Source organism: Verrucomicrobiia bacterium (genome assembly GCA_036405135.1).
Classification (GTDB): Bacteria; Verrucomicrobiota; Verrucomicrobiia; order Limisphaerales; family JAEYXS01; genus JAEYXS01.
Genome location: DASWYF010000020.1, coordinates 46,241 through 72,261, shown reverse-complemented (window position 1 = coordinate 72,261; position 26,021 = coordinate 46,241). Strand labels below are relative to the sequence as shown.

22 protein-coding genes are annotated in these 26,021 nt (G+C 56.8%); 7 read left to right on the top strand and 15 right to left on the bottom strand.

Annotated features, from left to right (window positions below; translation table 11 throughout):
• The first annotated feature begins 1 nt into the window (after position 1).
• Entirely contained in the window at positions 2-706 is a 705-nt protein-coding gene (locus VGH19_08890; GenBank protein ID HEY1171470.1) for a type II secretion system protein, read from the top strand.
• 70 nt (positions 707-776) lie between these two features.
• Here the strand turns inward: VGH19_08890 and VGH19_08885 are convergent, their stop codons facing one another.
• Both VGH19_08885 and VGH19_08880 read right to left on the bottom strand, forming a co-directional pair.
• A complete protein-coding gene (locus VGH19_08885; GenBank protein ID HEY1171469.1) occupies positions 777-1,373 on the bottom strand; it encodes a hypothetical protein in 597 nt (198 codons plus the stop codon).
• A 148-nt stretch (positions 1,374-1,521) separates the two neighbouring features.
• Entirely contained in the window at positions 1,522-6,666 is a 5,145-nt protein-coding gene (locus VGH19_08880; GenBank protein ID HEY1171468.1) for a PVC-type heme-binding CxxCH protein, read from the bottom strand.
• Between the two features lie 391 nt (positions 6,667-7,057).
• Between VGH19_08880 and VGH19_08875 the strand changes: the two genes are divergently transcribed.
• Complete coding sequence (locus tag VGH19_08875) at positions 7,058-7,474, top strand: hypothetical protein (GenBank protein HEY1171467.1); 417 nt, start codon at positions 7,058-7,060, stop codon at positions 7,472-7,474.
• Positions 7,475-7,632: 158 nt separating this feature from the next.
• The gene (locus tag VGH19_08870) at positions 7,633-7,815 is read left to right on the top strand and encodes a hypothetical protein (protein HEY1171466.1); all 183 of its coding nucleotides are present in this window, start codon (positions 7,633-7,635) and stop codon (positions 7,813-7,815) included.
• Positions 7,816-7,835: 20 nt separating this feature from the next.
• Here the strand turns inward: VGH19_08870 and VGH19_08865 are convergent, their stop codons facing one another.
• The 4 genes from VGH19_08865 to VGH19_08850 all read right to left on the bottom strand — a co-directional run bounded on the left by VGH19_08865 (position 7,836) and on the right by VGH19_08850 (position 12,709).
• A complete protein-coding gene (locus tag VGH19_08865) occupies positions 7,836-8,570 on the bottom strand; it encodes a uracil-DNA glycosylase family protein (GenBank protein ID HEY1171465.1) in 735 nt (244 codons plus the stop codon).
• Positions 8,571-8,770: 200 nt separating this feature from the next.
• Complete coding sequence (aroF, locus tag VGH19_08860) at positions 8,771-9,787, bottom strand: 3-deoxy-7-phosphoheptulonate synthase (protein ID HEY1171464.1); 1,017 nt, start codon at positions 9,785-9,787, stop codon at positions 8,771-8,773.
• 241 nt (positions 9,788-10,028) lie between these two features.
• Positions 10,029-10,274, bottom strand: a complete 246-nt coding sequence (locus VGH19_08855; GenBank protein ID HEY1171463.1) for a hypothetical protein — start codon at positions 10,272-10,274, stop codon at positions 10,029-10,031.
• A 242-nt stretch (positions 10,275-10,516) separates the two neighbouring features.
• Entirely contained in the window at positions 10,517-12,709 is a 2,193-nt protein-coding gene (locus VGH19_08850) for a bifunctional rhamnulose-1-phosphate aldolase/short-chain dehydrogenase (GenBank protein ID HEY1171462.1), read from the bottom strand.
• Positions 12,710-12,887: 178 nt separating this feature from the next.
• Here VGH19_08850 and VGH19_08845 point away from each other — a divergent pair, with 178 nt between their 5' ends.
• The 3 genes from VGH19_08845 to VGH19_08835 all read left to right on the top strand — a co-directional run bounded on the left by VGH19_08845 (position 12,888) and on the right by VGH19_08835 (position 15,433).
• Positions 12,888-13,673 (top strand): DeoR/GlpR family DNA-binding transcription regulator, encoded by a 786-nt coding sequence (locus VGH19_08845; protein HEY1171461.1) that lies wholly within the window; start codon positions 12,888-12,890, stop codon positions 13,671-13,673.
• An 84-nt stretch (positions 13,674-13,757) separates the two neighbouring features.
• Positions 13,758-14,771 (top strand): class I SAM-dependent methyltransferase, encoded by a 1,014-nt coding sequence (locus VGH19_08840; protein HEY1171460.1) that lies wholly within the window; start codon positions 13,758-13,760, stop codon positions 14,769-14,771.
• Positions 14,771-15,433 (top strand): DUF6498-containing protein, encoded by a 663-nt coding sequence (locus VGH19_08835; protein ID HEY1171459.1) that lies wholly within the window; start codon positions 14,771-14,773, stop codon positions 15,431-15,433. The genes VGH19_08840 and VGH19_08835 overlap by 1 nt, the downstream gene beginning before the upstream one ends.
• Before the next feature lie 5 nt (positions 15,434-15,438).
• Here VGH19_08835 and VGH19_08830 read toward each other — a convergent pair whose 3' ends face one another.
• The 5 genes from VGH19_08830 to VGH19_08810 form a co-directional block, all read right to left on the bottom strand.
• Positions 15,439-17,130 carry an AarF/UbiB family protein gene (locus VGH19_08830; protein ID HEY1171458.1) on the bottom strand — a complete coding sequence of 564 codons (1,692 nt, stop codon included), beginning with the start codon at positions 17,128-17,130 and terminating at the stop codon, positions 15,439-15,441.
• Positions 17,131-17,201: 71 nt separating this feature from the next.
• Positions 17,202-17,612 carry a hypothetical protein gene (locus VGH19_08825; protein ID HEY1171457.1) on the bottom strand — a complete coding sequence of 137 codons (411 nt, stop codon included), beginning with the start codon at positions 17,610-17,612 and terminating at the stop codon, positions 17,202-17,204.
• A 45-nt stretch (positions 17,613-17,657) separates the two neighbouring features.
• Positions 17,658-17,942: a hypothetical protein gene (locus tag VGH19_08820; protein ID HEY1171456.1), complete on the bottom strand. Its 285-nt coding sequence runs from the start codon at positions 17,940-17,942 to the stop codon at positions 17,658-17,660.
• 178 nt (positions 17,943-18,120) lie between these two features.
• A complete protein-coding gene (locus VGH19_08815) occupies positions 18,121-19,014 on the bottom strand; it encodes a radical SAM protein (protein ID HEY1171455.1) in 894 nt (297 codons plus the stop codon).
• Entirely contained in the window at positions 18,998-19,492 is a 495-nt protein-coding gene (locus VGH19_08810) for a universal stress protein (GenBank protein ID HEY1171454.1), read from the bottom strand. Before VGH19_08810 ends, VGH19_08815 begins: the two co-directional genes overlap by 17 nt.
• A 146-nt stretch (positions 19,493-19,638) precedes the next feature.
• Between VGH19_08810 and VGH19_08805 the strand changes: the two genes are divergently transcribed.
• Positions 19,639-21,831: a fused MFS/spermidine synthase gene (locus tag VGH19_08805; protein HEY1171453.1), complete on the top strand. Its 2,193-nt coding sequence runs from the start codon at positions 19,639-19,641 to the stop codon at positions 21,829-21,831.
• A 163-nt stretch (positions 21,832-21,994) separates the two neighbouring features.
• On the opposite strand, the gene VGH19_08800 is transcribed toward VGH19_08805, so the two are convergent.
• From VGH19_08800 to VGH19_08785, 4 genes are all read right to left on the bottom strand, one after another.
• Positions 21,995-22,984 (bottom strand): GDP-mannose 4,6-dehydratase, encoded by a 990-nt coding sequence (locus VGH19_08800; protein ID HEY1171452.1) that lies wholly within the window; start codon positions 22,982-22,984, stop codon positions 21,995-21,997.
• 3 nt (positions 22,985-22,987) lie between these two features.
• On the bottom strand, positions 22,988-24,004 hold the full coding sequence (gmd, locus tag VGH19_08795; protein HEY1171451.1) for a GDP-mannose 4,6-dehydratase: 1,017 nt from the start codon (positions 24,002-24,004) through the stop codon (positions 22,988-22,990).
• Between the two features lie 79 nt (positions 24,005-24,083).
• Positions 24,084-24,647: a hypothetical protein gene (locus VGH19_08790; GenBank protein HEY1171450.1), complete on the bottom strand. Its 564-nt coding sequence runs from the start codon at positions 24,645-24,647 to the stop codon at positions 24,084-24,086.
• 23 nt (positions 24,648-24,670) lie between these two features.
• A complete protein-coding gene (locus VGH19_08785) occupies positions 24,671-26,020 on the bottom strand; it encodes a coproporphyrinogen-III oxidase family protein (protein HEY1171449.1) in 1,350 nt (449 codons plus the stop codon).
• Position 26,021: the final 1 nt, after the last annotated feature.

Here is a 26,021-nt window from a genome sequence, read left to right as displayed (position 1 = left end):
TATGAAGCGGGTCTTTTCTCAACGACGCCATCGCGGTTTTAACCTGATAGAATTGCTGGTGGTGCTGGCAGTTCTCTTCATCTTTTTCGGCCTGCTTTTTCCTCCCATGGGCGGATCTCGCAAGGGTGACCCTAAGATTGGCCGTTGCATGACTAATTTGAAACAATTGAGTGTCGTGATGCAGATGTATTCTGCAGATCAGGCAAATCTCTTGCCTTGGCAGACGTATGAAATCGCGGGCCAGACCAACTCCGCCAGAAAACTCATTTTACCCAATCGCTCGGTGAGACAAAATCTGGATGTGTTCACCAATTATACGGGGAATTCTCCTAAACTCTTCCTGTGCCCAGCCGATCCAAAACGCAGTCTGAAAAACAATCGGCCTGATGCGGGAAATCTGGGGGCCAGTTACTTCGTCGGATTGAATGAGTATTTCAATGCCGCCACTGTGCCGATGCTAGGCGATAGAAATATTTCTCCTGCGGCAGGTCAGCCACTTTACTCCAGTGTGAAAGGCAAACCGGTACTCGTGGATACTAACTCGTCTGCGTGGGGTGAAATGGCAAATAATAAATTTCATGAAGGTAAGGGCGCGTTTGGTTTCACCGATGGCCATGCGGAATGGGGCCGTTCTCCTAAAGAACTCTTATCGTATGCAACTGGCGCAGGTGTCACGAACGCGAACTGGTTTTTGTTCCCCCAGTAAAAAGCCGAAGCGGCGCTCCGCAGAGCGCCGCCGCGCACCCTATGTGCGCCCTCATATTCTTTTCAGGGAATCAACCGGCACGTTCGATGTGCAGGTCGTTCTTGATGACCTCGCCGGTCTCCGGAGAGATCACGACCTCGCCGATGTGCACGTCACCTGTGTCACGCAGTTTCTGCGCCCAGATCTTCACGCGCCACACGGGACCAGTCGGACTGTCTTCCAGCTTCGGAGCAGTGGCCACGACTTTCAGATTGGCGAGCAGCGGTTCTTGCAATGCCGTCTTGATGGCGACGTCCGAGTCTACTTTGAATTTCGTACGATCCAGCGGCGTGCTCTTGCCGAACAAAGGTTCCAACAATCGCAAAGGCCGTTCCACGGACATCATCTTGCCCGCGCCGAATTTTACTTCGACGGCCTTCAACGCAGCGGTGTGGTCGTAGTACACCACATACCAAACATTCGGCGTGGTGCTGCCGATGGATTTATCAGCGCGGATTTGCACTACCTTATCCTTCGCCTGATCACCCACGTATTTGTTGCCTTCCTCAATCAACTGGAAGGCGGTCGGTTCACTGATAACCGTCTCATCCTTTGCCTGCAGCGAGGCATAGCCCGCCCCGGCCAAAACTGCGGCCAGCAGAACCGCAAAAGTCATCTTCGTTTTCATGACAGCTTAAAATGCAAGCTGTGTGCCAACGTGGAATCTCGCTGAAAACGGCGGTTTTTCGCTGTTTTACCGTTAAACGGGCACGAAAAAGCCCGATGCTTGCATATCAAATCTGCAAACATCGGGCGATTTGCAAAGAAACCGCTTGCTACTTCTTCGTCCAGTTCACCGCGTTGATAAGCAGCGTCTTGTAAGCTTGCAAATCATGCGCTCGGGCATCGTGACCGAGCGTGATCGCCGCAATCTTGGTTTGCGGATGTTTCACCACGAACACTTGCGGGAAGGTCGCATTCTTGATCTTCGAATCCGCCGTGGCGAGCACTTCGATCGGCGTGCCTGCGGTGTCCGGGATAAAGTAGTACAACTCATCCGTGATCAGGAACGTCGCGGGCACATCCTTCATGATTGGATGCGCCGCATTCGTCACCTTCACTTCGAACTCGCCCAGCTTGTCGTGACCGCGTGAGCCACCGCCAGCGATGGTCTTGTTATACTCCGGCCAGTCGCCCCAGTTATACCACACGCCTGGATGCAGGAGCACGAGGCCCTTGCCCGCCGCGATGTGCTTGTTCAAGGCCGCCCGCAGTTCCGGTGTCTGGAAGCCGTTGCGATTCACGCTGAACACCGCCACGTCCACGTTCGGCAGTTCCTTGGCGGTGACGGCGGGATCTTCCGTGTAATTCGCCGTCATGCCCGCGGTTTTCAAGATCGCGATATCCGCGAAGTTGAAGAAGCGGTTGTAGTCATGCGAGCTGCCGCCACCCACGAGCAATACCTTCGTGCCCTTGCCCCACTCGAACGGCTTCGCCGGAGCGGGCGGTGCCACAGGTGCGAGCGAAGCCACCTTCATGGGTTCCATTTTGCCATCCGCACCCGGCAATTCCGCCGTGATCGCCACGGTCGTCGGTGCCAAGCCATTCGCGAAGCTCTCGATAGTAACCTTCTCGATCACCACATTACTGCGCTTGAGGGAGTGTGTGTACCAGCGGAGTTGGTTTTCTTTCACCAAGCCCTGCGTGAGGCGTGAGCCGGGCACTTCCACCACGCGGATGAAGTCGGCGAACTGATCGCCGTTCTTCGCCACCAGTTCTTCCTTCTGGCCATCGGCATAATGCACCGTGACCTTCAGTGCATTCGCACCCGGCGTGTAAGGATGGCCCCAGCCCGCGACACCACCGAGGAAGTGCAACCGGCCTGCGGCATACCCCATCTTCACTTCCACTTTTTGCGGCATCGTGAATGAGTAGGTGTCATTCCCGCCGCCTTTCAACTGCAGCAGGTTGCGGCCATACTTCGCCGGGTCCGCGATGTAGAAGGGCACGCCTTCCACATTCACATTGCCGAACTTGGTGAACTTCAACGTGTCGTTTACATTCTCTTCCTTGATGTAAAGGCCGCGGCGTGAATCTGCCGTGTAAACCTTGCTCAGATCGAGGAAGCGATACTTCTGATCACCCGCGCACATGAAGGCGAGCAAATCGCGCAGGCTCTCTTCACCCAGCGCTTCGAATCCGTTCGGCATGAGTGACATGCCGGTGTTACGACGGCTCTTGATGTTGCTCTTCTTGATCTCCATCTCGCCCGCCGCATTTTTGATGATAACGGACTGGTTGTTCTCCTGCGCGATGATGCCATCGTAACTCTCGCCGTCCTTCGTCTCGAAGTTGATGGCGGCGTAGTTGTGTTCCAGCGCGCGATTCGGATCGATGATGTGTACCAGCAATTCGCCCGGACCATGCGCGCCCATGCCCGTCAGCACCGGACCGACGTCTTTGCCGTCATTGCCGAGCTTGTGGCAGTTCGCGCAGTTCTGCATGAAGAGTTCCTTGCCCTTCGTGACATCACCGGGTTTCTCGACCGCTGGCGTCAGCTTCGCGATGATCGCATCCTTCTCCTTCGCTTCCGGTCCGCGCAGATCGTCGAGCACTTTGTTCGCTTTCTCCGAGACCTCACGATTCGCGTGCGTGCGCAGACGATGGATGTTCGCCGGGCTGATGCTCGCCAACTCGATCTTCTTGGCCTTCATCGCATCGAGGAAGGACTCCGTCCACGGACCACGCTTCGTGATCTGCGTGAAGGCCACAGATTGCAGACCCGCATTCAGTTTCGGGTAAGTCTCCACCAGCAACGTGCCGATCTTCGCGCCTTGCAGATCACCGAAAGCTTCGAGGATGCTGCGTTGCAGATTCTCCGAAGCATTGCTGCCGAGGACCGCACTCACGCCGGTGACGATGCTTTCATTCACATGACGCACGGCCAAGAGAGCCTTCGCCGTCTTCAGGCGTTCGTCATCGCTCTTGTCCGCCTTGCTCAGTGAACCGATCATCTCCTGCAGAAGCGGGTTCACCGTGTCATCCAGCTTGCGGCCCGTGTCCCAACGCACCGTCAACGGCAACGCCGCGATGGCGAGGTCGTCATTCGGGGACTTCAGTAATTTCTCCACCGCCGCTTGCAGCGCCACCGACCATTCCGGACGCGTCGTGGCGTTCAAGTTTTGCACCAGGCCCTCGAGGATCGCCTGCTTCAGCGGGTCCGCCGTAGCTGGCTTGCCCGCCATCGCGATGACCAGATTCGCCGCCTCTTCTGCGTCCTGCTTGTCCGCAAGCTTCTGCGTGAGAGACATCACCAGCGGACGCAGCGGCGTGGGATTTGCCGAGGCCAATGCCGTCTCGATCATCTTGCGCGGGGCGCTGTTCGCCACGCCGAGCGCAGCGGATTGCAGGTAACCATCCGTGAGCTTCGGATACACGGCGATGAGCGCGGCGGCCACATCATCATCCACCTCGAAGCTGCCGAGGGCGATGAGCGCCTGCAACTGCACTTGCGGATTCGCATCCAGCAACATCTGGTTCAACGCCTGATGCAATTGCGTTTCCGGCCCCCGCTGTGAGGTCGGCGGCAGTTGCGCCACCTTCAAGCCGTTCTTCTTCACTGGCAACGAATCGGACTTCACGGCAGCCACGAGCGTTGCTTCGCTCAAACCACCGATGCGTTGCAATGTCCACAGAGCGGCCACGCGCGTGGCGGCGTTTTCCTTCGCATCCATCAGCGGCGTGAGCTTGTTCGCGAGCTTCGCATCACCCGTCTCCACGAGGAGGCGCACCGCGTTCAGTCGCACGTTGTCATTCGGATGACGCAAGGCCGTGATCAAACCATCCGTATCCTTCGCGCTCAGCTTCGGAATCGTCAGCTTCTTCGCGTCCTTGTGGTCGATGCGCCAGATACGGCCGTAGTAGTGATCACGATCCGGGCGGATGGCGGCGTTCCGCGGGCCATGCTTCGGACCGCGTGTGTCGTTATGGATCGCCGCCTGATTGTAGAAGTCCACCATGTAAACCGCGCCATCAGGACCGGTGCGCACTTCGATCGGGCGGAACCAGTAATCCTTGCCCGCGATGAATTCCACATTCTCGCGATCCGGCACGCGCGCTGCTGTGAAGCTCACGCCGCTCGGGCTCACCGTCTCATGATGCACGATGTTGATCGTCGGCTCAGTGGTGAAGTAATTGTAGTTATAAGCTTCCGGCCAGGAACCGCCGCCGTAGATCACGCAACCTGCCGCCGCCGTGAACTGGCCCACGAAATCGATCTGCACATAAGGCAGTTGATCATACGGGATCGCCGGATGCGTCGCGTGCGTCTTGCGCACCACGCTGAAGCTGTTCACGCCCGGCATGCGGCCCTTGGAGAGATTCGCCTCCGGCAACACCACGTTCATGAGCAAGTCACCGCTCGTCGGTTGCGTGTAGAACACTTCGTTATCCCAAGCCACTTGCAGGCCCCAAGTGTTACCGCCCTTGGAGGAATACTGCTCGATCGCGGAGCCATCCGGCTTGAAGCGGATCACACCGGAACCGATCGTGCCGAAGTTCTTCGAGCCGTCACCATTCGTGACCTTCTGGCTCGCGCTGTAACCGTGCGTGCCGTAGATCCAGCCATCGAAACCCCAGCGGATGTTGTTCAGCACCGCGTGCGTGTCGCGCGTGCCGAGGCCCGTGTAAAGCGTCTCCACCTTGTCCGCCTTGCCGTCACCATTCGTATCGCGCAGCCAGAGGATGTCCGGTGCTTGCGCCACGATCACGCCGTCCTTGTGGAACACGAAGCTCGTCACCAGTTCGAGGCCCTCGTAGAAGATCGTTTTCTTGTCCATCACACCATCGCCATCCGTATCCGTGAGCATGGAGATCTTGTCGAACGCCTTGCGGTCATAGCGACCTGTGGCGGGATCGGCTTTGCCATCGACCCAGCGCTGCACGAGATCCTGCGTGTCATTCGCGAAACGGCCATCCGGATACTCCGGCGTTTCCGCCACCCAGAGACGGCCTTGCGGATCCCAGTCCACGTTCATCACCTTGTTGATGAGCGGTTCGCTCGCCACCAGCTTCACCTTGAAGTCAGGATGGATGACCAATTGTTCCAACGCCTTGTCCGGGCGTTGCGGTCCGCCCGCCGGGTAACGCAATGAAGCCAGCTCTTCCTTCGTGCAGAACTCATCCACGTTCGAGCGCTTGGCGGACCAAGCCATGCCGCGCAGCAACACCGCGCGGAAATGCGGCTGGCTGAAGTTCGTATACATGTGACCCGGGATATGGACGAACGAGCGATACGGCTGACCGCCGCTCAACGTCTTCTCATACGTCCACATCTGCGGCTGGATGTCATACACCGTGATCTTGCCCTTGCCCGGCTGGCCGCGCTGGTCGTTCTTGCGCGCCGCGGAGACGTTCGGCGTGTAAGCACCGGCGAGGATTGTGACGTCCGGCGAGATATCCATGTCATAATAGATCTCGTCGTTCATGTCGTAGTTCGCCACGCCCGTGGTGATCGCGTGCGTGCGATTCACGTAGTAGAGGGACATCGGCCCTTCCAACCACTTCGTGGTGCCGGGCACCCACGTGCCACCAATGATGGACTTCAGGTAATCCGCGCCTTCCTTCGTCTTCGGCACACTCGCGGTGTGGATCACCGTGATGCCGCCGCCGCGCTTCAGGAACTTCTCGAGGCCCGCGCGCTTGTCCGCCGGGATCTCGCCGCCTTCCTGCGAATACATCACCAGCAGGTCGGTCTTATCCAGTTCGGCCTCGGTGGGGAATTCCATGCCGCCACTCACCTTCATGCCGCGCTCGGTGAGAAGCTTGGTCCAGTCGCCGAGGAAGCGCTCGTGCTCGTGCGCACCGGGACCATGGGATTTAGCGCCGCCGCGGATAAAGACGCGGAGCTCGGCCGCCTCCGTCACCAAGGCGGAAGCCAAGACAGCGACGAGGGCAAATAAGGCGATGAACGGACGTTTCATAGACATGATAAGGCGATTGCTACCTAGCGTATCAGAGACTCTTTTCACAGGCAAACTCATGGATGTTGTCAGCATGGAGAAGTAGACGTTCGCCAGCCATGCGACCAATCCACCACCACCTTGGTAAGAAGCACCTTTGCCTCCCAGTAGCTGTCCTGCGACTGCGGGATAAGGAGGCGGAACTGACCTGTCCCCCTCTCCTCGCCCAGCTATGTTCTTCTTAATCTTCACGGGCATCAGTCTGCCCGATTTTTCAGCTCTCCGGTAACCCTCCATGAGCTACATGCGCTATATGGAGACAAAATTTCATTAAATCGAAGGTTACATGACTCGCCGGCAAATGTAATTGCTCGTAAGCACTCAATCCCGAAGACTTGAAGAAATCATCAACATGGCGGACCCGCTTAAATGCCAGACCTGCTCCACCGTCATTCAGCCTGCTACCGCAGAGCGGACCGATGGCCTGTGTATGCCTTGCGCCATGGGAGCTGATCCTACCTTCGCCGATAAAGTGGAAGCGGAAAAAGGCTCGGCCACCGGCAAAGACTATCCCCTATGGAAGCAAGTGCGGGATCTGATAGTGATCCTGCTAGTAGGCGGTGTCTTCATGGCGGTGCTGTTCGTCGCGAAGGTGGTCGTATCCCTCATCGCCGCCTTGATAGCGAAGTTTGTCTTTAAGACCGACTGGCTCCAAGCCGTTATGATCGGCGCTGGAACCTTTGCCGTCTTGGGCTTTATCGGGATGCTGAGCGATTTGGATTGGTCAGATGGCCGACCGCGTCCTAAAGCGAAGAAATCGAAAATGTGAAGTAGGTCATGCTTATGAGTCAGCCTAAACCTCTTACAGATTCGGAAATCGCAGCTTTGCTTGACCAGTATCCTCAATTGCCCCAGGCATATCTTCAATATCTGAGGGATATCGGGAGTGGAGAAGCGCCTTCCGGTAAGGTGATTTATAAGCAGCCTATGCACCCGAGTTACGTCTATGGTGCACGTTGCGCTACCAGCAACATGTGGCTCTTGGGTGATGACACGCAAGGCTACTGCTTCGGTTTTGATCCTACCACGGGTCAGGTGGGTGAGTTTTCGCCTCGTGGTGCTTGGGAACCTTGGTCTTCTGGAGAGGGTTTCCTAGATTATGTGAACTAGAAGTGATTTCAGCTTCCGCCTCACTCCTCCCAAATCCCCAATTTCACCAAACCCCTCGTCGCATTCCCCGCCCAATCCTTGTTCGCTGCCGGACTGGCCGGACTCGGATGTAAAATCCGCCCCACCTTCACCGGATGTTTCTCCGCCACTGCCAATGCCCGCTCCTCCGCAAACCCGCCGATGCCGATGAGCCATTCCGGCTGCAAGATATCTACCAATCGGCCCAAGTGCACATCGCAAGCGGCGTAGAGCGGGGCACTCTCAGCCGCAGGCAGCTTGTCCGGGGTGATGTTACGTGAACCGCCTTCGAGGAACGCGAGCGGGCAATAATTCGCCACAAAATGATCCGCGAAGAATTTGTCCGCCGGGCCAAAGCGTTGCGCAAACAAGCCCCACAACCGCCGCCCGCTCACTTCGGAACGCGGACAATCGAAACCCTCCACCGGACGCTTTGGGCTTTCATCCTTCGGCTTGCCCACCGGCTCATTGATCCCCATCCAATCCCGCGCTGCCGCGATCTCTCCGAACGGAATCCCGATCTGCGCCATGCCGAAGGGCCCGGGATTCATGCCCAGTAGGATGACGCGCTTCTTAGTAGCCCCGAACCGTTTCAGATACGTGGTATGCGGTCCCCACGCGTAATCCAGCGGGTTGTAAACATGCGAGATCGGCGCTGCGAAAGTCAGGTGATCAACCGCATCACGCAAATCCGCTGCAGCAGCGATGAGGGCTTCCGATGTTTTGGTAGTAGCCATGAGTTAACCACGATGAACACTGATGAATGCGAATCGTGAAGATTTGAGCATGCTACCGCAAGCAGACAATGCTTTCATTGATCTATGTAAGGAGAAGGGGACAGCGTCATTTCAGCTTAATGCTGAACAGCAAGCAGGCTGGAATTTTCCGGCCTGCTTCGCTGCGTCTATGCCTCGACCGTGCGCTTGAAATGTCCTGCTTACTCCCGGCCCACTGCCGCTAGGATCGGCTTCAATTCTTTCACCAACTTCGCGAAGCCATCCAGCGTGACTTGCTGCGCGCCGTCGCTGAGGGCTTCGGCGGGATTCGGATGCACTTCAATGAGTAACGCATCGGCACCCATGGCGACGGCACCTTTGCACATGGAGGCGACGAGGTCCGCACGACCTGCGCCCTGGCTTGGGTCGATGACGATGGGGCAGTGCGATTCTTTTTTGATGATCGGCACCGTGGTCAGGTCCAGCGTGTTGCGCGTGTAGGTCTCGAACGTGCGGATGCCGCGTTCGCAGAACATCAGGTTCGGGTTCTCATTCGCCAGGACGTATTCGCCCGCCAGCAACCATTCCTCGATCTTCATCGAGAGACCGCGCTTGAGCAGCACGGGCTTACCGGTCTTCGCGGCGGCGATGAGCAATTGGAAGTTCTGCGCATTGCGCGCGCCGATCTGGAGGATGTCCGCGTATTCTGCCACCAGCTCGACGTGCTGTTCGGAGAGCAGTTCGGTGATAACCGCGAGACCCGTTTCCTTCCGCGCCTTGGCGAGAAGTTTGAGTCCTTTCTCGCCGAGACCTTGGAACTCGTAGGGCGATGTGCGCGGCTTGAAAGCGCCACCTCGCAAGATGGTTGCACCGGCTGCCTTCACGGCATGAGCGGTGGTGAGCAATTGCTTCTCGCTCTCCACCGAGCAAGGCCCCGCCATGATCTGCACCTTGCTGCCGCCGATGACGATGTCCTTGCCCACCTTGATGGTAGAGTTCGCCGGATGCGCCTCGCGGCTCACCAGCTTGAAGCGCTTCTGGATGGGCATCACGCTCTCCACCTGCGTCATGCTGGTGAGCGTTTCCAGCGTGTGATTCTTGCGCTCGTCCCCGATTGCACCGATGACCGTGCGTGCGACGCCACGCATCACGTGCGGTTGGTAGCCGAGCCTGCGGATCTCGCGGAGCACGGCCTGTTCGTCCTTACGACTAAGGTTCGGTTTCAATACGATGATCATATCTTTTGCCTATGTTTTCCGATGACTCACACTGCGGGGCGACAAACAAAAAACCGCAGGTGTGACACCTGCGGTTGAGTTTTCTTTATCTGGAAATTGTCGCCAGTTAGCGGGACATCTCAACACGCAAGTGCGGCCGGCTATAATAATAGCCGTTAAAACCGAACCAATAAAATCGCGTGTTGATCGCGCTCACTAATCGCAACGTAGCAGAGAAGGCCCCTTCGTCAACGGGAAGTTATCACTTGCCCATAGAGGACAGCACCACTCCGAGGATCATGAAGGGGATGCACAGGAGCCCGCGCAAGAAAGGCGTCTTTGCCTCATCCCAGTGAACCACGACAAAAATAAGACTCACGAACGGCACAAAGATGTAGCCGAGGCCCCACAAAATCGAGGTGCGAAATGCGAGGATCAGCAGCTGGATGCCGAATATGAATGCGATTGCGATGCCGATAAACATGCAGATAAGTGCTGCGATTGCCATATGTTCCTTAGTGATGAGTTAGGGTTTGTTTGGTCGAATGAAATTGTTCGTTTTGGTATTCAGATTTTTAAATACTGATTACTCAGCCATTCCTTCCTTTGCTTTAGAAACCGGGAGCCCGTTGCTCTTGGGCGATATTGAACAAACCGTCTCTGATGAAAAGTAAAATCTGGCGCTGTATAAACAAAACCGCCGCGCAGATCACTCCACGCGGCGGTCTCTGAATCCTTAATATCTATCGCTTAACGGAGGAACGCCTCGTGCAAGCCACCGTCCACCGTGATGACCTGACCCGTCGTCTTGCTCAGGCGGTTCGTCACCAGCAGGAAGTAGGCTTCCGCCTGGTCGGCCGGGGTGATCGGGCTCTTCGTGAGCGTGCGATCGGCGTAGAATTGCGCCAGTTTCTTCACCAGCGAATCCGTCGCTTCATCTTCCGTGTAGGGGATGTTGTATTTCGCGAGCGAGCCGATGACGCGATCGCGCGGGAACATCGCCGAGCCTTGCACGACGGTGGCCGGAGCCACGCCGTTCACGCGGACGAGCGGGGAGAGTTCGATGGAGAGTTCGCGCACCAGATGGTTCGCGGCGGCCTTCGAGCAATCGTAAGCCAAGCTGCCCTTCTTCGCCACCACCGCGTTCGCGCTGGTCGTCAGCACGAGATTGCCGCGCAGACCCTGTTCTTTCCACGTCTTCGCCGCTTCATCACCCACGAGGTAACTGCCCGTGACGTTGATGCCGAAGGTCAGCGCCCACTTGTCATCCGGGATGTGACCCGTCGTGTCGCTCGGCACGAAGATGCCGGCGGTGACGCAGATGGAATCAAACCCGCCGTAAGCCAGCGCCACTTCGTTCAACATCTGGCGGATGCTCGCGCGATCTGTGATGTTCGCCTTCAAGCCGATGGCCGGTCCGCAACCGCTTAGGCCCGTGCCCGCCACGCCGATGCCCTGACCGAGCTTGTCGGTCAGTTCCTTGGCCGTGCCGTTCGCCGCGTCCGCGTTCAAGTCCACGCACACGATGTGCGCGCCTTCCTTCGCCAGACGATGCGCCGTTTCCTTGCCGATACCCGAACCGGCACCGATCACGACAATGACCTGGCGGGCGAGTTCCTTCTCCGCCGGCATGCGCTTCAGCTTCGCTTCTTCGAGCAGCCAGTACTCGATGTCGAACGCTTCCTGCTGCGGCAGCGCGATGTATTTATCGATAGCTTCTGCACCGCGCATCACTTCCACGGCGCAGTTGTAGAATTCAGCCGTCACGCGGCTCTCGCTCTTGTCCTTGCCCCACGCGATCATGCCGAGGCCGGGGATGAGGATGACCGTCGGGTTCGCGTCACGCATCGCCGGGGAGTTCGCGTGCTTGCACTTCTCGTAATACGCGGCGTAATCCTTGCGATACTGCTCGATGCCCGCCTTGAGCTTCGTCTTCAGCGCGGCGAGATCTTCCGCCTGCGGATTCCAGTCCACATACAAGGGCTTGATCTTCGTGCGCAGGAAATGATCCGGGCAGCTCGTGCCGAGTTCCGAGAGACGCGGCGCGTCCTTGGAATTCACATAGCGGAGAATCTTGTCGTCATCCTGCACCGTACCGATGAAACGTTTCTGCTGGCTCACTTGGCCGCGCAACCACGGCAAGATGGCCGCGAACACTTCATTGCGCTTCTCCTGCGCGAGGGTCTGATATTTCGCCCCGCCGAACGCAGCCGCATCGCCGCCCTTAGCCTGATACTTCGCTTCGATGTAAGCGGACGCCTGCTCGATGTAACCGAGCGTCACGTGATAGCATTCCTTGTCGTCATCCGCCCAAGAGATGAACCCGTGCTGGCCCATCATGATGGCCTTAGCCTTCGGATTCTTCTTCACGATCTCCTGCATCGCGAGACCGAGCTCAAAGCCCGGGCGCATCCACGGCACGTAATCCATCTCGCCGTTGAAGATCTCTTTCGTCAACTCCTGGCAACGGCTGGACGCCGCGATGGAGATGATCGCGTTCGGGTGCATGTGATCCACGAACTTGCCCGGAATGAAACTGTGCAACGGCGTGTCGATGGACGACGCGCGCGGGTTCAGATTGAACGTGGTGTGGTTATACGCCGCCACCATGTCATCTTCCGCCTGCGACTTCAGCCCCTTGTCCGCGCGCGCACCATAAGACTTCTGCAAGCCAATGAGTTTGGATTGATAGAGGGAGGAGAAATTCTCGCGCAAGCTCGTGCGCAGATCACCGCCGGAACCCTTCACCCACAGCACTTCCACATCTTCACCCGTGAGCGGATCTTTCTCGATCAACTTGGAGGAAGTATTGCCGCCGCCGGTATTCGTGATGCGCTGATCCGCACCCAGCTTGTTCGAGCGATACACGAGGCGATCCATGCCCTTGAGCTTGGCGGCTTCCTCATCCTTCCACAGGTCATTGACGAATTTATAGGTCTTCATTTGATTCGAATAAAATAACTGCCCAATCAAAAAGTGATTGAATTATGATTGATTTATGACTAACTCTGTCACGTAGTCAATACTGAAAAGTGGAAGCCGACGCGAGGAGGCTCTGACCGAGATTCAGGGTTTAGGAATCGGCATGAGCCTCGTTACCTCGGCTGCTACAGGTTAAAAGATGAAACGCAAACAACGCCTCAAACAGATCCTCGCGCTGTTGCAGAGCGATCCGGAGCTCTCGCTCACGGATGCGTGCGAGCGTTTGGGCGCGTCCTCCGCCACCATCCGGCGGGCGTTTGTGGAATTGGAGCAGACCGGTCAGGTAGAGCGCACTTGGGGCGGCATCCGTCTCGCTGGTGGCGGTACCTTGCAGATGGGCCCGCCCGCCTTCGCGAAACGCCTTGGTGACAATACCGAAGCCAAACGCGCCATTGCCCGCGCTGCCTCCGCCCTCCTGCAAGACGGTGACGTCGTGATGATCGATGGTGGCACGACGACGTTTCAACTCGCTGAGTTCATCGCCCTCAAACGCATCCGCGTCCTCACGAATTCCCTTGTCATCGCCCAGGCCATCGATCGCTTGAAAGGTTCGCAGCGTGGTGCGGAAGTTTATCTATGCGGTGGGTTACTTCAGCCTGAAGCGGGTTTAGTCGTTGGTCCGCAAGCTGAAGCGTTCTTGCGCCAGTATCGGGCGAAGTGGGCCTTCCTCTCCGCTGCGGGCATCGATGCAGAAGCGGCGACGAATTACGAAGAGACGGTGCTGGGCAGTGAAAAGGTGATGATCGAGCAGGCTTCGCAGGTTGCCCTGCTCGCTGACCACACCAAGTTCGGCAAGCAAGCCATGTGTACGCTATGTCCCATAAGCGAGGTCGATCATCTTTTCACGGATGCCTCGACTGCGAATGACAAGTTGCTCAAGCAGTTGAGAAAAACTGGCGTGAAAGTCACAAATGTATCCAGGTAGGAGTCTTCCTTCCCGCTTGGTTTTGGCCGTGCTTCTGTTAAACAGCGTTTCAAACGCTGTGGTATGTTTCCACGGCTCATCTGAATGAATTGGGAAACGATAGACTGGCACGCACTGGACCGGCTCCGAAAAGGTTACCTCGCCGGATCGGCTGGCAATGCTGATTACTGGCAGAGTTTCAGTGATCTGGATTCCTACAACCAGACGTTCGCGCAACGCATCGGCTGGAAATGGGATTATGTGCTGGATGATCTGAAGGCGCTCGGCTGGACACCACCAAACAGCGAAGTGCTGGACTGGGGTTGTGGCAGCGGCGTGGCAGGACGTGCTTTCCTTCATCATTTCGGCGCGGAAGCGGTAACGGGTTTGCGTGTATGGGATCGATCGCCTCTGGCAATGGACTTTGCAGTAAAGACAGCGCGCAAAAAGTTCTCAAAACTGAATGTGCAATCTGGCCTGCCGGAGACACCGGGCATTCTACTGCTCAGCCATGTGCTTACGGAACTGACACCGGAGCAGATCGATGAACTGGCAAACTACGTCGCCAAGGCAGAAGTCGTGATCTGGGTGGAGCCGGGCATGTATGAGGCCAGTCTCACATTGATCGCCGTGCGTGAACGCTTGCGTTCCCAATTCAGTATCGTGGCCCCCTGCCCTCACACTGAGCAATGCGGCATCTTGGCGCCGGGGAATGAGCGCGATTGGTGCCATCATTTCGCGGAGCCGCCATCAGATATCTTCACGGATCCGGAGTGGGGCAAGTTCGCGCATCTCATGGGGGTTGACCTGCGTTCGCTGCCGGTGAGCTATTTGGTTTTAGATAAGCGGCCGCAGACTGCTTTTCCCGCAGATACCTATCGAGTCATCGGTCGGCCACGCATATACAAGCCTTACGCTTCTGTCCAAGGGTGCAATGCCTGCGGAGTGAAGAATTACGAGCTGCATAAACGCGATTTTCCAACGGCTTTCAAACAGTGGAAAAAAGGGAACTGCCCGGCGCTGCAGCAATGGGAGACGCAGGATGATCGCATCGTGGGTATCGCTGCGGAAACGGAAGAAGAGGGAGATACTAACGGCGAGGGAACTGACCCGTCGTGATGGAAAAGCGGCATATCGTTGAGACAGGAACGGAGCCGCGTTGGGCGGAACCGGGTTTATGGATCATCATCGCTGGCAATCTGGTTCCATTGGTGGGTGTGATGTTCTTTGGCTGGGAGGCGTTCACCCTCATGCTGCTCTTTTGGTGTGAGAACGTGATCGTGGGTGTATTCACCGCGTTACGGATGCTGCTGGCGCGTCCGCGGGAGACGAAGGCATGGGCGGCGAAAGCGTTTCTCCTCCCTTTCTTCTGTGTCCACTACGGTATCTTTACCTTCGTGCATGGAATGTTCGTGATCAGTTTCTTTGGCCGGAGCGACGGATTTATGCCGATGCACTCCGGGCCGGGAGATTTGATTCCTGCTGTTCAAGAAGCCAAGCTAGGTTGGGCCATAGCGGGCATAGTGGCGAGCTATGCCGTCTATTTCTTTTGGGATTATCTACGCACCGGGGATTACAGGAAAGCCACACTGCCTCAGATCGCGATGGAGCCTTATGGGCGCGTCATCGTATTGCATGTAGCCATCTTGCTGGGCGGCATTTTGCTGGCGATATTCAACGCGCCATCCATCGTGCTGCTCCTGTTGGTTGCTTTAAAAACGGCATTGGACGTGCGGCGCTATCGGAAAGACCAGCGAGCAAAGGACAACAGCCGAAAATAAACGCCTCACATCTTACCGTGCCTGATAATGGAGATGAGCAGCCCGAAACCCATAAGCGCGGCAATCAGATAACCGATCAGACCGATGATGGGGACATCATGCCATTTTGGGGGAATATCCGCATGAATGATGAGTGATGAGCTGATAAGCATGGCAGCCAACACCACGGAAAAAGAAAGGCGGTTGCTGATGCGCTCGGCTGATTCCATCACGGGATCGAGTCCTTCATGACGGAAGACCATTCGTGCCTCCCCTCTCTTCACTTGAGCCACAATACGACGGACTTCCGCGGGCAGTTCGCGCACCATGTCCGCCATATCGAGGCCGAAGTTCGTGATCGCACCCACGAGGCGATTCGGTTGCAAACGGCTCAAGCGAGCTTTGCGCAGATAAGGTGTCGCTTGGGCGATTATGTCGTGCTCGGGATTCAAGCGACGCACCATCGTTTCCATCAGTCCCAGCGCTTTCAGCATCACGAACACATCCGCAGGGATGTTGAGCCCATGACGGCCCGTGAGCTGGAACAACTGCATGATGAGACGACCAAACTCCAGCTCTTTCACGGGACGATAGAAATGCCGGTGCATGAACTCGGCGACGTCCGTTTCCAATTCAGGCCGCGAAGGATCGGCATCGGCGGAGGAGAGACGAACCAGAGCGTTCGCCACGCTGGCTTCATCCTGCCGGGAGATGCCCCACACCAGGTCCGCGAGGTTCTCTCGCGTGCGCACATCCATGAATCCCATCATGCCATAGTCCAAAAAGCAGATGACGTTGCCTTTGAGCACGTGGACATTCGCCGGATGTGGGTCGGCATGGAAGAAGCCGTGCACGAAGATCTGCTTCAGGAGCAGATCGCCGATGCGTTCCGCGATGATTTTGCGTTCGGAGGGGGCGATCGCCTCGGGAACCAGCGAGGCCGCCTTGGCACCATCGATGTATTCCATGGTGAGGACGCGCTGCGTGGTCGCCTCGTGGTAGACCTTGGGGACATGAATCGTCGGGTCTTTGTCGAACTGACGCGCGAAGCGCTCCACGTGGGCGGCTTCGCAATTGAAATCCGTCTCGCGTTGCAAAGTCTTGGCCATCTCCTGCACGAGCAAAACGGGGCGGTGCACACGCCAGCCATCCAGATGCTTCTCCGCGAGTCCGGCGAGCTGTTCGAGGATCTCCAAATCAACTTTTACCGTCTCCCGCACTTCCGGGCGCTGAACTTTTATGACGACGGCAGAACCGTCATGGAAAACAGCTTTGTGAACTTGGGCGATGGAGGCAGAGCCCAACGGAACCTCATCGATACTGCTATACCATTTCTCCAACGGTTCGCGCAGCTCTGCCTGCATGATGCGGCGGATCTCCAGAAAAGGAATGGCGGGCACCTGATCCTGCAGCTTGGTCAATTCCTTCACGAATTCGTCAGGCAATACGTCTGAACGTGAGGCGAGTACTTGGCCCAGCTTGATAAAGGTAGGACCGAGTTCCTCAAGCGCACGGCGCAGCCGCTGCGGTTGGGAGAGCTGGGCGACCGCCGGATCGTGCCGGTGGAGGTGTTTGAGCGGGATGTCGAGCAGAGCGGGGAGGTGGAGCCGGCGGAGAAGATCCTCGTAACCATACTTGAGGAACACCCCGGCGATCTCTCGCGCCCGTTGCAAGTGGTGAAATGTACGCCCTATGCTTTCCAATCTCCGAAACAGCATGGGCGCAATCTAATGCAGAAAGTTGATTTCAACCATCTCGAATTCATGATGCCACATTTGATACTCGAAACCTATTTGCTGAACACGACCGGTTTCGCACCGCGCATATACTTATGACAGCTGACGCAGCTCACGGTCATTTGCATATAGGCTCCAGTGGCCGCATCAATGTTCTGATCTTTCGCCGCCTTTACCAGTGTTTCTGCATGCCGGCGGAACTCCATGGTGAACAGTTCGTATTCGGGCGTCTGGCGGGCATACCATCCAGTGCCCTGGCTCAATTGCACCAGCTTCTGGGCATTGCCTCCGATCTTCTGGAAATCTTCTTTGGCAATGCCCTCCATGATGCCTTGCGCATGCACCAGCTTGACCTGCATGACCGTGCGGGTGGGTTGATCAGCGGCCTCAGCCACACGCAGGCCGGTGATCAACCCTGCCGCCGTAAGAATTCCTGCGATCAATATGGTAAATGAATGTTTCATGACATTTATCTGCCGCCCGGCGTTTTCCGGGGTCAGGCGTTCACTTCAAGCTGCAAAACCGAACCGGAAGTGTTCCTCTTCCGCACTCAGCTTGAGGGATTTTTGGATCTGCCGGGCAGCCAGCAAACCGCCAGCAGTCTTGATCATGCGGTCAAACTCGTTGCGGGGAAGATCTACTCCTTCATGGCGAATGTGCTGGATCACCAGACCGCGTTGCAGCAGCTCGGACAGAAATTCCTCGGCTGCGACCGGATCGTCGGTCTGATAATGATGCGGTTGCTGATGTCTGCCGAATTCCACCAGATACTCGATGTGATATTTTGCAATCATATGATTTCTCCCCTGTTTGATTTATCGACCTGCTGTTTCGTTTCTGGTTCAATCTCCCATTGCACACACAAACCTTCCTTCCATTTTTTGGCGGAAATGGACCTCCTCTTGACCGTGGATCCGGGAAAAAAGAGCCCAGTCTTTGACTGGGCGCCTCCATTGAATTTAACCCCGGTGCCTAGAAGACTTCGCAAGGCATGCCGGTCCGCTGCCTTACAAGCTGGGCGATCTTGGAGAGTGTGCGCAACGGCAGATGTCCGCAATCTTCGTTGTGCATCGGCCGGGTGGCAGAATAGATCTGTACGGAAGATATCTTCGCCCCCCCGGCCTGAAGCTCTACCAGGCGTTGAACGTAGGCTTCAATCTCTTCTTGGCCAGGTCCGGCACCATCGATGGAAGGAAACAGACTTTGAATGGTCACGGGACGCCGTTTAGCCACGTTGAGGATATTCTCAAATGATTGCTGCAAGGGAATCAAAGGCTGGTTTACTTTTGTAAGATAAGCAGTAGATCCGCCATCGAGCTTGCACCAGATCTCATCATGCATGGTGAAGTATCTAAGACCGGCTGTGACTGGATCACGGTCCAGTCCCGACCCATTGGTCAACAGCACCAACTTGAAAGCGGACCTGCGATCCATCGCCCGGAAGTGTATCGCTGTCTCGACGACTTCGCAGAACTGCGGGCACAATGTCGGCTCGCCATCCCCACTGAGAGTGACATGTCTTAGCGTGAGAAGCTCGCGGGGCATTCTTTGGAAATAAGGACGTTCTGCGACCTTGCCTGCCATCACGAAGGCAAGCGTCGAACGGAACTCTTCCGCCAACTGGCTGACATCAAGATGCAAACCCGGTTCGACGGTCCGGCGATCCACCTCGCAATAGATGCAATCGAAATCACACCGTTTGTCAGGGTTCAGATTGATGCCGATAGATAGCCCCCTGGCCCGTGGAGAGACCACGAGATAAACAAAACGGTTGTTCAAAAAATCCCGGGGATAACCGAAGGCTGCGTGGTGTTTGGTTGCGGGATTAGTTGACACATCATTGGGTGCTTCAAGCACGCTGTTCATGGATGAATTCCTGTTCCTGCTCGCGAACCACGAGCACCGGACACGGAGCATGGCGCACGACATTTTCGGCGACACTGCCCAATACGAACCGCTTCAAGCCGGTGTTGCCGTGGGTGGATACGACGATGAGACCTGTCTTTTGTGTTTGAGCGAACGCGGTGATCTCAGGAACCACCGGGCCATTGACCACCGCAGTGCCTTGCAGGAGCCGGGCAGGAACGTGCTCTTGGGCAAATGTGGTCATTTTCTTTAACGTCGTCTCTTTCATCTGTGTCTCCAGCACCGGTATGTCCACCGGACCGAGTTCACCTGCGATATAGTGCAGATAAATCACATGCAGCAGCGTGATCTTGGCGGAGGTCTTTTCAGCCATGGCGACGGCATAGCGCACCGCCTTGACCGAATCGTCCGAAAAATCGACCGGAACCAAGATACTGCTCAGGTCGAGGGCCGGTATATTTGCGCGTTTGGTTTTCATTCCATAACATAGCAAACTTTTTACGACTTTGCCCGGCCAGCCTAGCCCTTCATCGAGTTGGGAGGCCACACTCCCATTGGTTTAGATACGCTCTATTTTGATGCATTTCTTGCACGGAAGCTGCTGCTCGCACATGCTGGAAACGCATGCTGTTGCCTGCACTTTCTCTAACGTTGCTATTGAGCGCTCTGCTGCTCTTTGCGGTGCAACCGCTGGTGGCCAAGCTGCTCCTGCCTCTCCTCGGTGGCGCGCCGATGGTGTGGAACACGTGCATGGTTTTCTTCCAAGCACTGTTGCTCGGCGGCTATGGCTATGCGCACTGGCTGAGCGGCAGAGGAACAGTGCGGCGTCAGTCATTGGTGCATCTGGGATTCCTCGGCGCGGGATTGTTCTGCCTGCCGATGTCGCTCGCGGCGGATGCGAATCCCGCAGGTAAGGAGCCGTTGCTCTGGTTGCTCGGAACATTGTTTGGCTTGGTGGGTATTCCGTTCTTAGTGCTCTCGGCTTCCGCACCTCTGTTGCAGAACTGGTTCAGTCGTTCAGGACATCCGGCGGCGAAGGATCCTTACTTTCTTTATGCGGCGAGCAACTTCGGCAGCTTCCTCGCTCTGCTAGGTTATCCATTGCTGGCGGAACCGATGCTCAGGCTCTCGCAGCAAACATGGTCATGGAGCGTGGGTTATGGGTTGCTGTTGCTGGCGTTCATCGGTGTCACAGTTTTGATGTGGAAACGTGATGCGGGGGCTACTACGCAAACGGTGGGCGAGAAGACTGAAAGCAAGAAAGCTACGTGGAAACAACGGGGTATCTGGATTCTGCTCTCGCTGTTGCCTTCGAGCCTGATGCTGGGACTTACGACCTATCTGACCACGGATATCGCCAGTGTGCCGTTGCTCTGGACGCTGCCGCTCGCGCTGTATTTGCTCACGTTCATAATCGTGTTCGCGAAAGTCGGCGAACGCATCACGCCGATGGCCGCGCGCGTTTTGCCGGTCGCAGCGGTCATTGTACTATTTCTGTTGCTGGGTGAGATCAAACATCCGGCAGGCATCCTGGTGCCCTTGCATCTGGCAGTGTTCTTCCTCATCACGCTGGCGCTGCATGGCAAGCTGGCGTCGTTGCGGCCTGAGCCATCGCAACTTACCGAATATTATCTCTGCATGTCCATCGGTGGTGTATTGGGCGGTTTGCTGAATGCGCTGGTGGCACCACTCGTTTTCAAATCTGTGGTGGAGTATCCGCTGGCGATCGCACTCGCGTGTCTGGTGGCTCCTCCAGCGGATGGTAAATTGCCTGAGAAGAAATTGCCGAAGCAATATGTATGGCCGGTGGCCATCGGTCTGCTCACAGCTATCGTGGCGAAGTTTCTGCCGGGCCTGTCCAGGCAATCGCATCAACTCGCGATGTTCCTGATCTTTGGCGTACCGTTGGTGGTGGCGTTCTTTCTTTCGCGCAGACCCGTGGTGTTTGGATTGACGCTGGGCGCGATTATTTGGGGCGCATCTTTCTACACGGCAATACATGGGCAGACGCTGCATGCAGAACGGAATTTCTTCGGCGCGCTACGTGTGACGATGGACCCGGACGGACACATCCGCCGTTTCTATCACGGCACCACGGTGCATGGCATCCAGTTCGTGGACCCGAAGCGGCAAGACATCCCGCTCTCCTATTACCATCCGAATGGTCCGGCGGGAGCGATCATGGATTTTTACCAGAAGCGCAAGACGGTGGGCCGCGTGGCGGCGATCGGGTTAGGTGCGGGTGCATTGGCGGCTTACGCGAAGGAGAATGAAGAATGGACGTTCTATGAGATTGATCCCGCGGTGTTACGCATCGCGTCGGATACGAATTGGTTCACTTACTTGAACCGCTGTGGGGCGAAGAAACTGACGCACAAAATCGGTGACGGACGCCTGCTCTTGCGTGATGAACCGGATCATCACTTTGATCTGATCGTGTGCGATGCGTTCAGCTCCGATGTGCCGCCGCTCCATCTCATCACGAAAGAGGCGCTGCAAGAAGTACGGCAGAAGCTCGCGCCAGGTGGCATCATCCTCTTCAACATTTCCAGCCGGTTGCTGAATTTCCGTCCGGTGCTGGGAAATATCGCCAAAGAATTGAACATGGATGGTTACAGCCTGAACGAAGGGGTGACGGCAGAGGAGACAATGCGGTTTGGGCGTTACTCCTCGCATTGGGCGGTGATGGCGGCGGATGCGCAAACGCTGCAACCGTTATCCGGGAATCAGTATTGGAAGAAGCTGGAGCCAGAGCCGACGCAGCCGGTGTGGTCGGATGATTACTATAATATTTTGGGGATATTTGATTGGAAGTGAGGGAGGCAATCTTTGGCTAAGTCGAACACGCCGTTTGCTTAGTTACGCCTGTTTCCCCCTCACCCCGGCCCTCTCCCCCAAGGGGGCGAGGGAGGCGGAACGTTATCTTGCTTCCTATGCTGCTAGTTTTTCGGAAGCGCCTAGCGTACACGAAGTGAAAGGCTCAACGCTGTTCGGATTTCAGTTCTTCGATCTCGGACAGGGTCATCTTGCGGATAAGTTCTTCGAAGGTCATGGTACGTTTCCAGCCGAGCACGCTTTCGGCTTTCGATGGATTGCCCTGAAGATTCACCGACTCGGCTTTGCGCAGGAGGCGCGCGTCTTGTTTGACGTGGTCTGCGTGGGAAAGACCGGCGGCTTCGAAGGCGAGCGTCACGACATCGCTCACGCTGTGGAGGATGCCGGTGGCGAAGATGTAATCACCCGCTTCCTTGTGCTGAAGCGAGAGCCACATGGCGTTCACGTAATCGGGAGCATAGCCCCAGTCGCGTTGTGCCGAGGTGTCTCCGAGCACGAGTTCCTTCTGCAAACCCAGTTTGATTGCGGCAGCCGCGCGGCAAATCTTGCGCGTCACGAAGTTCTCACCGCGCCGGGGTGATTCGTGATTGTACATGATGCCGTTGCAGGCGAAGAGGCCGTAGGTCTGGCGGTAGATGCCGACCATCTGCGTGGCGAACGCTTTCGCGCAACCGTAAGGGTTCACCGGATTGCGCGGCGTGTTCTCATCCTGTGGAGCGTATTGCGGACGACCGAATATCTCGCTGGTAGACGCATGGAACAAGCGCGGCAGCTTCGGCAGATCGCGCACCATCTCGAGCAGGCGCAAAGTGCCCATGGCGGTGGAGTCACAGGTGGATTCGGGGATCTCGAAGCTCAGACCCACATGGCTTTGACCAGCGAGATGATAAATCTCATCCGGGGCGACTTTTACCAGAACGCGGCGCAGGGTCGTGGGATCGTCGAGATCGGCGTAGTGGAGGAAGAGGCGCTGGTTGTAGACGCCTGCATCGCCGTAGAGATGTTTCAGGCGGGAACGATCCAAGCTGCTCGTGCGCCGCACGACGCCATGCACCTCGTAGCCCTTGGCGAGGAGCAGTTCCGTGAGATAGGAACCGTCCTGGCCGGTGATACCAGTGATGAGCGCCTTGGGCATCGGTTATTCCTCGTTCTTGCGGACACGACCGGCGAGCTGGTCTTCCAGCAATTTGACGTCGGATTCCGTCATCAATCGGGCCAATTCTGCGAAAGTGGTTTTCGGAGCCCAGCCGAGTTTCTTCTTCGCCTTGCTGGCATCGCCGATGAGGAGGTCCACTTCTGCCGGGCGGTAATAGCGCGGATCAATCTCCACGTACTTGCGCCAATCGAGGCCGACACAGCCAAAGGCGACTTCCAGAAATTCCTGAACGGAATGCGTCTCGTTCGTGGCGATGACGTAATCATCCGGCTCCGGCTGCTGGAGCATAAGCCACATGGCTTCCACGTATTCCTTGGCGTAACCCCAGTCGCGCTTGGCTTCCAGGTTGCCGAGATAAAGTTTCTGCTGCAGACCGGCACGGATATGGGCGACGGCGCGGGTGATCTTGCGAGTCACGAACGTTTCGCCGCGGCGAGGAGATTCGTGGTTGAAGAGGATGCCGTTGCTGGCGTGCATGCCGTAGGATTCGCGGTAGTTCACCGTGATCCAGTAGGCATAGACCTTGGCACAACCATAGGGGCTGCGTGGGTAGAAAGGCGTGGTCTCCTTCTGCGGCACTTCCTGCACCATGCCATACATCTCAGAAGAAGAGGCCTGGTAAAAGCGCGGCTTGATGCCGACTTCGCGAATGGCTTCCAAAAGGCGGATGACGCCGGTGCCAGTGATGTCCGTGGTGTATTCCGGCGCATCGAAACTCACGCGGACGTGGCTTTGCGCGGCGAGATTATAGACTTCGTCCGGCTGAATCTTGCCGATGAGACGGGAAAGCGCGCTGGCATCCGCCAGATCGCCGTAATGGAGGAAGAGCTTATGCTTGGGCGCGTGGGGATCGGAGTAGATGTGTTCCAGGCGGCCGGTGTTGAAGGTGCTGGCGCGGCGGATGATGCCGTGAACCTCGTAGCCCTTGGACAGCAACAACTCGGCGAGATAGGAACCGTCTTGGCCGGTGATGCCCGTGATCAAAGCCTTTTTCGACATAGCGATACCGGGAAGCATCGCGCAGAGGAGGAAAGCTAGGCAAGCCAGATTTCACCCGTTCCTGACGTAGGGTAAAGCCTTATGGCGGGAGGATTTCGACGATCTCGGCCAAGGGTTGCTGCTGGGGATTCCACAGAGTATTGCGGCGACCATAGAGCCAGCGGGTACCGGTGATCTTGAAAGCGGTGTTGATAAAGTCATCCGTCTCGATGCGCAGGAAGGCTTTGGGACGACTGGTGTGAGTCACGTGATATTCCGCGAGCAACGTGCCCAAGGGGATGCGTTCACCAAGGATTTGCGTGCGTGCAGCGGGTGGGAAAAGGTTCAGGCTGATTTTGATGGCGCCGAACTCCACGGGTTTGCCTTCCGCAGTAAGAAGAATGACTTCGCGGAAATAGAAATCATCGCGCTGCTGGCTGCGGAGGACCTCGAGATGAATCGTCGATTTATGAAAGCGCTCCAAAGTCGGCGTCATATCGTGCTGATGCACGAGCAGTTGCTGATACGGCTGGGGAACATCCTGACCTTCCACGGCTTCAATGCGCGGCAACGGCCGGCCGGCCTGCGCATAGAAGTCATCGAGCGGGTAAGCAATCGGCAAGGCCAAGGGCGGCTCGACTGACTTGGTGTTAGATAGAGACATGTTCAGTAGATGTTTCCTAACACTTAGGCGTAGCGCGTATTTTTGTGTTCCGGCAGGAAAAACTCATGCAGGAGTTTGTCCACTTGCAGGAGGGCTTCGCGGCTCAAGTAAAGCATGTCGCCTTCTTGCGTGAGGAAGCCCCAGTCTTTCAGGCGCTGGATGGGTTCGGAGAAACGTTGTAGGACATCCACACCGAATTTCTGGCGATAGTAACCGGCATCGTTGCGGCCGAGTTTGAATTGCAGGATGAATTCGCGGATGAGGCGTTCATCAGGCGTTGGCGTGAGCGCGCGGAAGGTCGGTAGTTCACCTTTATTGATGCGTTCGATGTAGGTGCTGAACTCGTGGTGGTTCTGGTAATGCACGCCGCCGATGTGGCCGAAGGACGCGACGCCGAGGGAGAGCAAGTCCGCACCTGCCCAGAGGCGATCGCGATAGATGAACGTCGCCGATTTCTTGTTCTTCACGGCGGTGTAGGCGCTGCCCACGGTGTAGCCGACTTTCTCGAGTTCCTTGAAGGCGTAATCCACCCAGCGGCGTTTGGTTTCCCAATCGGCCACAGGGGCGACGAGTTTGCCCTCGGCCTTCATGCGCTGGTAGATGGTGGTGTTGAAGGGGATCTCCATCTCGTAGATGGTCACGCTGTCGGGAGACATCGCGATAGTCTTGCGAATGTTCTCTTTCCAGTTCTCTTCCGTCTCCTCGACCATGCCCGCGATGAGGTCGATATTGATCTGCGGAAAGCCGACTTCACGGGCGTAACCATAGGCGCGATCGATCTCTTTCGCACGATGGGCGCGGCCATTGATCTCGAGGATGTGCTCATCGAAATTCTCCACGCCGAGGCTTAAGCGGGTGACGCCGAGGTCGCGGATGGCTTTGAGCTTATGATCGGTCAAGGTGCCGGGTTCGCATTCGAAGGAGAATTCTTCGAGGGCATCAAGCGGGAGGAGCTTGTTCATCTCACCGAGCAGGTGCTTGAGTTGGTCCACGCTCAGGTAGCTGGGCGTGCCGCCACCGAAGTAGAGGAAACTGGGCTTGCGACCGCCGATGAAGGGCTTGCTCGCGTAGATGGTCAGTTCCTTGATGACGGCATCGATGTAATTGCGGATCTCGGAGGAATCCTTGTCCGTATAGACCTTGAAATAGCAGAAGTGGCAGCGCTTGCGGCAGAAGGGCACGTGGACATACACGCCGAGATCGGTGTTCGGCTTGGGCGGCGTGGCGAGCGCGGTCTGGAGATCGGGGATCAGCTCGGGCTTCCAGAAGGAGAACGGCGGGTAATTCGAGACGAAGTAATTGCCGGCGGTCGTCTGCGTTTGCAACGGCGGAGCGGTCACGGGCTTGGCGGGTTCAACGGTCGTCGTGCTCATG